Source organism: Microbulbifer sp. 2205BS26-8, assembly GCF_030731025.1.
Lineage (GTDB): Bacteria > Pseudomonadota > Gammaproteobacteria > Pseudomonadales > Cellvibrionaceae > Microbulbifer > Microbulbifer spongiae.
Window position 1 is genome coordinate 1 of the sequence record NZ_JAVAMR010000077.1, and the last position, 7,999, is coordinate 7,999.

The 7,999-nt window shown below is 53.6% G+C and carries 9 protein-coding genes and 2 pseudogenes; 9 read left to right on the top strand and 2 right to left on the bottom strand.

Features of this window, described 5'->3' with window-relative positions:
* Positions 1–164: pseudogene (locus tag Q5Y71_RS16120) on the top strand (IS3 family transposase); the annotation flags it as partial.
* Between the two features lie 71 nt (positions 165–235).
* On the opposite strand, the gene Q5Y71_RS16125 reads toward Q5Y71_RS16120, so the two are convergent.
* On the bottom strand, positions 236–943 hold the full coding sequence (locus tag Q5Y71_RS16125; protein ID WP_306043117.1) for a 2OG-Fe(II) oxygenase: 708 nt from the start codon (positions 941–943) through the stop codon (positions 236–238).
* A gap of 315 nt (positions 944–1,258) precedes the next feature.
* On the opposite strand from Q5Y71_RS16125, the gene ccmA reads away from it, so the two are divergent.
* From ccmA to Q5Y71_RS16165, 8 genes are all read left to right on the top strand, one after another.
* Entirely contained in the window at positions 1,259–1,933 is a 675-nt protein-coding gene (ccmA, locus tag Q5Y71_RS16130; RefSeq protein ID WP_306043118.1) for a cytochrome c biogenesis heme-transporting ATPase CcmA, read from the top strand.
* Positions 1,920–2,633: a heme exporter protein CcmB gene (gene ccmB / locus Q5Y71_RS16135; protein ID WP_306043119.1), complete on the top strand. Its 714-nt coding sequence runs from the start codon at positions 1,920–1,922 to the stop codon at positions 2,631–2,633. The genes ccmA and ccmB overlap by 14 nt, the downstream gene beginning before the upstream one ends.
* 13 nt (positions 2,634–2,646) lie before the next feature.
* Positions 2,647–3,390, top strand: coding sequence for a heme ABC transporter permease (locus Q5Y71_RS16140; RefSeq protein ID WP_306043120.1), 744 nt, complete (start codon positions 2,647–2,649; stop codon positions 3,388–3,390).
* A 1-nt stretch (position 3,391) separates the two neighbouring features.
* The gene (gene ccmD / locus Q5Y71_RS16145; protein ID WP_306043121.1) at positions 3,392–3,616 is read left to right on the top strand and encodes a heme exporter protein CcmD; all 225 of its coding nucleotides are present in this window, start codon (positions 3,392–3,394) and stop codon (positions 3,614–3,616) included.
* Positions 3,617–3,703: 87 nt separating this feature from the next.
* The gene (locus Q5Y71_RS16150) at positions 3,704–4,153 is read left to right on the top strand and encodes a cytochrome c maturation protein CcmE (protein WP_306043125.1); all 450 of its coding nucleotides are present in this window, start codon (positions 3,704–3,706) and stop codon (positions 4,151–4,153) included.
* On the top strand, positions 4,150–6,144 hold the full coding sequence (locus Q5Y71_RS16155; protein ID WP_306043122.1) for a heme lyase CcmF/NrfE family subunit: 1,995 nt from the start codon (positions 4,150–4,152) through the stop codon (positions 6,142–6,144). The genes Q5Y71_RS16150 and Q5Y71_RS16155 overlap by 4 nt, the downstream gene beginning before the upstream one ends.
* Before the next feature lie 17 nt (positions 6,145–6,161).
* Positions 6,162–6,746, top strand: coding sequence for a DsbE family thiol:disulfide interchange protein (locus tag Q5Y71_RS16160; protein ID WP_306043123.1), 585 nt, complete (start codon positions 6,162–6,164; stop codon positions 6,744–6,746).
* A 233-nt stretch (positions 6,747–6,979) separates the two neighbouring features.
* On the top strand, positions 6,980–7,162 hold the full coding sequence (locus Q5Y71_RS16165) for a hypothetical protein (protein WP_306043124.1): 183 nt from the start codon (positions 6,980–6,982) through the stop codon (positions 7,160–7,162).
* 170 nt (positions 7,163–7,332) lie between these two features.
* Here Q5Y71_RS16165 and Q5Y71_RS16170 read toward each other — a convergent pair.
* Positions 7,333–7,999 (bottom strand): annotated as a pseudogene (locus tag Q5Y71_RS16170) (IS5 family transposase); the annotation flags it as partial.

The window sequence follows — 7,999 nt, forward strand, 5'->3', positions numbered from 1 at the left end:
CTTGTATTGACCACATACGAAGTCGATTTCACATTTCTGAGCGTCGAGCGTGCCGTGTTTTGGGCCAGCACCGGTTTACACAAAGGCGCCTGCCTGTTGGCCGTTCCGACGAAGACCGTTTGGTTGCTGACATGATCGAGCCTGCGGGACAGTATGGTCGATACTGATCAGAAGCGGTTACACAGAATTATTTACACTCTCGTCGGGACTTTAAGACCGCTTTACCGGAGTGTACTTACATTGGTGTGGCACCGTCTTTCCCATCTACACCCTGCTTGCCGCTAAACCATCCCAGTATCCGCTTCAGTATATGGGACAGTCTTCCTCGTTTGGCTTTGCGCGCCTTGTCGGCCGCACTGACCAGCCACGCGATCTGGATCACCAAGCGCTGGCCTTCAAACGGAAGGTGGCCATGAAAAGAGTTGTCTGCACGTTTAAAAGCGACCAGAGTGCCGTATGCAGGTCTAACTTCCGGAACGACGGTGTCCTCAAAGTCATCAATACAGTTGAGGAAGCGCAGACAGCCATTGCCATCAAGGGTCCACTCAGGATTGAGGTAGAGCAGGGCGGTGGCAATTTTCGACTTGCCATCGGTATGTATTCTGCCGTGGCGCTTTTTCAGTGTGCGGCTGATGGAGACATAGGTAGGGTATTGTGAGAGCTCTTCAATACCCAGGTTTCTTCCAATGGCGTTGGCAAACTCCGGATCGGTGAATTGCTCAATCAGGGTATTAATGGCAGCTCCACACTGTTCTTTCTCATGGGGGAGGTAGCCGGCACCTTTGAGATGGGGAAAAGCCTCCAGAAATGCCGACATCATCTCCCTGTTCAGAATATTCCTGGCAACAAAAAACGGGAAAGGCTGAAGATTAATTTGGGTATCTTTGCCAGTTAGAGCGTTGGTATCGAGCCATTGGCTGGCATTTGCAGCGAGACTAGTCATTATTGTGTATCCTTACAGACTGATCCAGTGTTGGCACCGGGTTACATCGATAAACATTGTTGAAGTCGACCACAGAGTTTTGCCCCTATCCCTACAGAGCATGTGGCACGGGGTTTGTGCCGCCTCACGACCCTGGCAAAATATCAGAGGCTAGGGCTGGAGCCAATACCAGCGAACAAAAATCCTCACACTCTGGACAGTATTTCTGGACTGGTGCAATGCCATTCAGCTGCGACGGTGTTGAATACCATGCAATTGGCGCAAGTGCCGGTATAATGCCGTTCATATTTTCGGCAGAGTGGTTTGATTCCAGCAATGTCTGTGACCCCCAAGTCCCCTGTGGTATTGCAAGTACGCGATCTGGCCTGTGATAGGGATGGCCGGCGCTTGTTTAAGGGCCTGGATTTCTCGCTGTGCATGGGCGCTGCGATTCAGATCAAAGGTGCCAATGGCGCGGGCAAAACGACCCTGCTGCGTACCCTGATAGGTATTGTCAGTGATTTCCGTGGTGAGATTCTGTGGTGTGGCAGTTCCTTTCCAAGCGCGCTTCCTGCTATGCGTGGATCGCTGCTGTATATCGGGCATCGGGGGGGAGTGCGTGGCAGCTTGACACCTCTAGAGAACCTGTTCTGGTATGGTGCGACCCGAGAGTCAGCACTTTGGGCGCTGGATTGTGTGGACCTGAGTGGGTTTGAAGGCAGTCTGTGCTACAGCCTGTCCGCGGGAGAGAATCGCCGAGTAGCGCTTGCGCGCCTGTTCTTGCCTCAGACTCCGCGCCTGTGGATTCTAGATGAACCTTTCACTGCGCTCGATGCCCTTGGGGTGGCGATATTGGAACAGCAGATGGCTGCCCATTTGGATTTCGGTGGCTCCATCCTGCTCACCTCCCACCAGTACTTATCTCTCGAGAGGCTCGTTTCTGTTGATTTGTCTGACTTTGTGGTCGATGAATCTTTGGTGGCGATGGAGGCAGAATATGTCTTCAGTTGATACCCAATCACTGGTAAGTGGCGTGCGCACTGCACCGAACTTTGCAACTCTCTTACGGATTGAGATGTTGCTGGCACTGCGCCAGCGGGCAGACATCGCCAACCCCCTGTTGTTTTTTGTCTCGGTGCTTGCCCTTCTGCCTCTCGGGCTCGGACCCGAGCCGGAGCTGCTGGCAAAACTGGCCCCCGGCATGATCTGGGTGATGGCTCTGCTCGCGACCATGCTGTCCCAGGAGAGTTTGCTGCGCAGTGACTTCGAGGATGGGACCCTCGAGCAACTAATTCTGCTGCCTCAACCCCTTTACTTTGCTGTACTGGCGAAATCTCTGGTGCACTGGATGGCTATGGGCCTGCCGCTGGCACTGTTGTCGCCGTTGCTGGCACTGGTGTTGAATCTGCCAGGGGAGGGGTATCTGTGCCTGTTTGTCTCGCTGTTGATGGGCACCGCCAGTCTGAGTCTAATCGGCGCTATAGGCGCAGCGTTGACGGTGGCTGTGCGACGCCCTGGTTTGCTGCTAGCGCTTATTGTTATGCCGCTTTATGTGCCCGTGCTAATCTTCGGCACCGGTGCGGTGCAAGCGGCTATCGATGGCTATGCCTACAGCGCGCAGCTGGCGATGCTGGCCGCTCAGCTGGCCGCGGCAGCAGCACTGGCTCCTTTGGCCGCTGCGTTCGCAGTACGTATCAGCCTGGATAATTGATTCGGAGGTCTTTTTGGCTTGGCAATGGTTCCACCGCTTGGGTTCACCGCGTTGGTTTTATCAAAAGACAGGTGCCTGGTTGCCCTGGCTGGCGCTCGCCAGTGCAGTGTTACTAACTGTTGGCAGTATCTGGGGTCTCGGTTTTGCACCGCAGGATGCCAAACAGGGTAATAGCTATCGTATTATTTTTGTCCATGTGCCGGCGGCCTTTCTCGCCCTGGCCGGTTACTACCTTATGGCGATCAGTGGTGCCATTGGCTTGGTCTGGAAGATGAAGCTTGCTTTTGCAGTGATGCGGGCGGCAGCACCCATCGGTGCGGTGTTGACGTTTATCGCACTATTTACCGGTGCCGTTTGGGGTAAGCCCACTTGGGGCGCCTACTGGGTGTGGGATGCCCGCATCACCTCCATGCTTATTTTGCTGTTTCTGTATATCGGGGTGATGGCCTTGTCCCAGGCCGTAAGCCGGGAACAGCTTGCCGACAGGGCCTGTGCGCTGCTGGCCTTAGTAGGTACGGTAAATATTCCGATTATCTACAAGTCTGTTGACTGGTGGTTTACCCTGCACCAACCTGCCACTCTCCGTTTGACAGAGACCAGTAGTATTGACCCGAGCATGTTCTACCCGCTGCTGACTGTGATTATCGGATTCTATTGTATGTACGCCTGGACCTTGCTTATGCACACTCGCACCCTGCTGTTGCGCCGGGAGATTCGTACCAAGTGGGCTCAACAGGAACTGACTGAGGGGAAGTAATATGCAGTTTCAATTTTCCAGCTTTGCTGAATTCCTGGCGATGGATGGCCACGGTATTTATGTGTGGAGTTCCTATGTGGTGACTTTTGCAGCGCTTACCGCCCTGGCCCTGTACCCCCGGATTACGCGCCGCCGGATTCAGCGCGAACTGCAGCGTCAGCAGCGTATTGTCCAGCGCCGGTGCAAGGTCAATAAAAAGCGGATAGCCCTGGTAGAGCCGGCATAGGCTCGCCGGATATTGAGCTGGTTATTGAGTCGGCGCGAGCTGTTGCCGGGCGGATAAGTTGAACACTAATGGAGTACTCCTATGACAATGCACCCTGTACGCAGGCAGCGCCTGATTCTGGTACTTGTTCTGGTTACCTTGTCTAGTGCCGCAGTGGGCTTTGTGACTTTTGCGATGCGCGAGAATATGGATTACTTCTATGCCCCCAGTGCCTTTACTGCGGGGGCGGTGCCTGTCGAAAAGCGCATTCGCGCCGGAGGCTGTGTAGTGCCAGGCAGTATCCAGCGCTCGGACAAGAGCCTTGATGTACAATTTGTAATTACCGATGGTGAAGAGGAATTAACGGTGTCTTTCGATAAGATCCTGCCGGACCTGTTCGCCGAGGGCGAGGCCGCGGTCATCACCGGGCGGCTAATGCCGAACGGTATCCTGCGTGCTGATCAGGTACTGGCCAAACACGATGAAACCTATACGCCGCCGGAAGTGGTGGAGAGTATGGTTTCTCATAAAAGTTGTGCCGGTGGAGCAAAAATATGATCCCCGAGTTGGGCCATGTTGCACTGATTGCCGGTTTCCTGCTTTCCATTGCCTTATCAGCATTGCCGATTGCCGGCAGCTATACGGCGCGCCCCTTGTGGATGGAGGTGGGGAGGCCCCTGGCATTCGGGGTGTTTGCCTTTGTTCTGATCGCCTTTGCCTGTCTGACAGTGGCCTTTGTGCAGAGCGATTTTACGGTTAACTATGTTGCACAGAACTCCAACCGTATTCTGCCCATTTACTACAAGATCACTGCTGTTTGGGGTGGCCACGAGGGCTCGATACTCTTGTGGCTGTTAATGCAGGCTGGCTGGGCTGCCGCGGTGGCACTGTTTGGGCACCAGCTACCGCCGGAGCTGTCTGCGCGGGTGCTGTCCGTATTGGGCATGGTGTTGGTTGGTTTCTTCCTGTTTATCCTGCTGACCTCAAACCCCTTTGATCGTACTTTGCCTTTCCCACCGGTGGAGGGCTCCGATCTGAACCCCCTGTTGCAGGACCCGGGTATGATTGTCCACCCACCCCTATTGTATATGGGCTATGTGGGTTTCTCGGTTGCGTTCGCTTTTGCCATTGCAGCACTGCTGGGCGGGCATTTGGATGCGGTGTGGGCGCGTTGGGCGAGGCCCTGGACGGTAGTGGCCTGGGCCTTCCTCACCCTTGGCATCGCGCTGGGCAGCTGGTGGGCCTATTACGAACTGGGTTGGGGCGGCTGGTGGTTCTGGGACCCGGTGGAAAATGCCTCGCTGATGCCTTGGCTGGTGGGCACTGCACTGATGCATTCACTGGCAGTGACGGAAAAGCGCGGCCTGTTTAAGAGTTGGACCATTTTACTGGCGATATTCACTTTCAGCCTGAGTCTATTGGGTACTTTTCTGGTGCGCTCCGGGGTGATTACCTCAGTACATGCGTTTGCAACAGATCCGCAGCGCGGCAGCTTTATCCTGGTCTTCCTGGCGGTGGTGATCGGCTTGTCCTTGTTGTTATTTGCCCTGCGTGCGCCCACAGTCAGTACCCGCAGTGTTTTCTCTTTCCGTGCGTTGGAGACTTTTTTGCTTGGCAACAATATTTTGCTCGTACTGATTATGGCGATGGTATTAACCGGCACCCTATACCCGCTGCTGGCTGATGCTCTACATTGGGGTAAAATCAGCGTGGGAGCGCCGTTCTTCAACCTGTTCTTTGTGCCCCTGATGGCTGTGTTGTGTCTACTTTTGGGCATAGGTATCCACGCCAATTGGAAAGATAGTCGCTGGGAAAAACTCCTCGGTGCCTGGCGTTTGCCCTTTCTGGTGGCACTGCTGGTAGCCCTGCTCTGGCCATTGGCTTTTGATCACTATCACTGGGGCGCAGTGCTGGGTATTTTTATCGGTATCTGGGTATTGGCGGCAAGTCTCGCGGATATTGTATTCAAGACCCGCAATGCCAAGTCCTTTTTCGCGGGCCTCAAGCGCCAGCGCGCCAGTTATTACGGTATGCACCTCGCCCATATCGGTCTGGCGTTGGCCGTGCTTGGGGTGGCACTCACCACAGTATACAGTGTGGAAAAAGATCTGCGCATGGGGCCGGGGGACAACTATCGTGTGGCCGGCTACGATTTCAAATTCGACAGTGTGCGCTTAGTACAGGGTCCCAACTACCATGCCTTTGAGGGGGTTTTGCAATTGAGCAGGAATGGTAAGTTCTTAGGTGAGTTGCTCCCGCAAAAGCGCAATTACTTCTCCGGCGGTAACACCATGACGGAAGCGGCCATTGATACCGGCTTGTTTCGCGATATTTATGTAGCTCTGGGAGAGCCCTTGGAGGACGATAACCCCAGTGGGGATTGGGCGGTACGCCTGCAGTATAAAGCGTTTGTGGTGTGGGTCTGGCTCGGGGCCTTGTTGATGGCGATCGGTGGGGGCATGTCGGTGGCAGACAAGCGTTATCGCAAAGCCACAGCCACACGTTCTGTTGATGCTGTCCAAGTCCCAGGTACCGTGACCGCCGTGTAAGTGTCGGGATGGATGGAATGTCGAGATTAAAGCTCTTTTTGCCCCTGTTTATTTTTATGGCGCTGGCTTTATTGTTCTGGCACGGCTTGTCCTTGAATCCTCAGGAAATGCCTTCGGCACTATTAAACAAGCCGGTGCCGGCCTTTTCCTTGCCCAAGGTAACAGATAGCAGCCAGATTGTGCATAAAGAGGATCTGCCCAGGGAGCCACATCTGCTCAATGTATGGGCCACATGGTGTATAGCCTGCCGGGTCGAGCACCCCTACCTCAACGCTTTGGCAGAACGGGGCGTTCCTATTGTAGGTATTAACCTGAAAGACGACGATAAGGCTGCTCTGGCATGGCTGGAAAGATTCCACAATCCCTACCGGTACAGTCTGGTCGACAGAGAGGGGCGCCTATCACTTGATCTCGGTGTGTTCGGTGCTCCGGAAACCTTCCTGGTTGATGCGGAAGGTACGATACGCTGCAAACATGTGGGGATTGTGGACGATAAGGTATGGCAAACTAAGCTGCAGCCTCTCTACGATAAGCTCATCACCCAGGGTTGGGAGGAATTTGCCGGTGACCTTTCAGATTCCCTCCTGTCCCGTTGTCACTGAAACCGAAAAGAAGTCGTTTATCTGTAGGTTGGGTTATGTCAAGGGTAAAATGTGTTTTCAGCAGCAGCTGGACCAGGTCCGCAACCAATATCCCCGTGCAAACCACCACGGTACAGCTCTGATCATTAACAACTCTGCAAACCCGGATGTATTCAAGTGGGTGATAACGGTCAGCCGGTTGGCAGTGCCGGCCGTCCCATGTTGGAACTGTTGCTCAAGCGGGGGAATTGCCAATGTCGGAGTCAAGGACCCGCTACCTTGATAGTATCAAGCCGGGCGTCGGTGGGTTAATGCGCACCTATCGGGATTTCGTAGATGCGGCATTACTGCATGTGAAACTGAAGTGCTTTGTGCCACTACTGCGATTATCCGTGAGCTGTGAGTTTGCCCAGGAATCCCCCTGCGTTTCCTGTTAACACATCACAAGGGCGGTTGTGGTGGGTGGAATATACCAATACAGCCACGATCCCTATCACCCTGCCACAAGAGCAGAGGCATTTATTGAAGGCACCACTTTTGGCCGAGGGTTGTGTATTACTGGAATGAAAAAGGGCCTTTGGGGTCCTAGGGCCTGTTCACACATAATTAATGTATCGATAATCAGTGCGAAGTGAACAAAGAACTTGAAAATCACATCCAGTTTGTCAAAAGGAGAGAATACCCTCCTGAAACCCTTGAGCCGTCGGAACAGCCTCTCTACTTCATTTCGTTTTTTGTACACTTCTAGGTCATAATCCCAAACGCTTAGTCGGTTACTTTTGGGTGGCACTACGGGTTCCATGCCAAGATCAAATACCAACTGTCTGGTTTCATCGCCCTCATAGGCTTTGTCCATGATCACTTTGGCACCCTCCCAGCCACAGTTTTCCAGTGTTTTCAGTAACTTTCGACCCTCAGATGCATCACCTGCTTACCCAGGAGAAAGGGAAAAAGCTACGGCCTGATTGGGACCCGCTGCGACCATGTGAATTTTGGTGGTCCAGCCTCCTCGTGATTTGCCGATAGATTGAGGACCGTTTTTTTAACGCACCTGTGCCGTCTGGATGCACCTTTACAGCGGTAGAATCGAGAGATACATGCTCCACTTGAATATTGATCACATCATTTTCCTGTAGTGCGAGAAACATTCGATCCAATACGCCCTGCTTGGCCCATCGATTCGCCCGCATATAAATACTGTGCCAACGACCAAAGCGCTGCGGAAGACCGCGCCACTTACATCCATGTTCGGCAACATAGAGAATCGCGTTTAG